Here is a 1,391-nt window from a genome sequence, read left to right as displayed (position 1 = left end):
CTTTTAATCTATTGAGTTACAGATGTTCCGCAGCTTTGGCGGATGACCAGTGAAGTTGGAACCGTAACCTTAACAGGGAGCTCCCTTCCCTTCATTCGATCCATTAACAGCTTCACTCCGGTTTGTCCCATCTCCTTTGTATAGACTTTCACCGTTGAAAGGGGAGGACTGCTATATTTTGCTGCTTCAATATCATCGAACGCAACAAGGGCGACATCTGACGGAACAGACAGTCCTGCTTCCTGTAAAGCACGTAGACCACCGATGGCCATCGGATCACTCGCAACAAAAAATGCTTTTGGAACATTCTTCTTTTTGAGTGCTTTCTTCATGAGTTCATAGCCATGAGTCATCGTATATTCACCGATGTATATATCCTCTGAACCTTCAAAGTATCCATGTTTGATCATGTTTTCAAATGTGGTGAGCCTTTTGTCTTCTGATATCACTTTCTGTTGCTTAAGATGTTCTCGTTCAACCCCTCCGATGTAACCGATTCGTTTATAACCCAAATCAATGAGATGCTGTAAGGCTTTCTTTGTCGCTTTTTCAAAATCTATCGTCACTGAATCGTAACGCTCCTCATCAGGAACATAATTAAGGTAGACGATGTTCTTTATGTTTTCAGAAACCTGATTGAGAACGTCTTCTCCCAAACGGCCGATTACCAGAAGGCCGTCTAAAGAAAGGAAGTCTTGGGGAACCGTCAGCATGTCATTTAACCGGTAACTTCCAATCTTATTAATCCCTTGTTTATATAATTCTTCTTCAATACCCTGGCGAATGGAGATAAAGTAAGGGTCGTTTAATTCCTCTTCGACCGTCTGGCAAGCAATGATTCCTACACTGAAACTGGTTTTTTTTGATTGCGTCTGTTGTTTTTTTCGTCTCTCATGGATCGTTTGATAACCCAGTTCTTTCGCTGTCTGCAGGATTCGCTGCCGCGTTTCGTCCTGGACAGAAATAGAGTGATCATGGTTGAGCACCCGCGATACAGTCGCTGTCGAGACATTCGATTTTTGAGCGATTTCTTTAATGGTCACCATAGTTATAAACCTCTTAACTTTGAAATGGTAGAAAATATTTACTAAATATTACTAAAATATTGACTGGTTGAATGAATCGTAACATTAAAATGATAGGGCTTACAATAGTAGAATTTAATTATTCTGACTATTAAAAGATGGATCGAATTAGTAAAGATGTAACAAAAATTTAAGTTAAAATTTTACTAAATAAATATACTGATGCGAGGGAAGTAGATGGTATGAATTTGGGGGTATCGCTTTTAGTTCGGAAGAAGGGTGGGGATATGAAGACCAGGTAAAAGATGAGCAGGAATTTTTAGACCGCTATGCATCCATTACGAAGGCGATCATGAGCCTGGACTA

Annotated in this window: 1 protein-coding gene; it reads right to left on the bottom strand. The window is 40.0% G+C overall.

All coding sequences use genetic code 11. The features are described from left to right. Positions 1-8: 8 nt before the first annotated feature. Entirely contained in the window at positions 9-1,046 is a 1,038-nt protein-coding gene (locus ABHN01_RS25515; RefSeq protein ID WP_429877870.1) for a LacI family DNA-binding transcriptional regulator, read from the bottom strand. Positions 1,047-1,391: the final 345 nt, after the last annotated feature.

The sequence above is a fragment of the Fictibacillus sp. NRS-1165 genome (genome assembly GCF_050468105.1).
Lineage (GTDB): Bacteria > Bacillota > Bacilli > Bacillales > Fictibacillaceae > Fictibacillus_C > Fictibacillus_C terrinigri.
This window is presented reverse-complemented; position numbering and strand designations above follow the sequence as displayed.

Bases quoted from the DNA above. Each gene is read 5' to 3' on its own strand.
- ABHN01_RS25515 (WP_429877870.1), bottom strand. From the start codon at position 1,046: ATGGTGACCATTAAAGAAATCGCTCAAAAATCGAATGTCTCGACAGCG.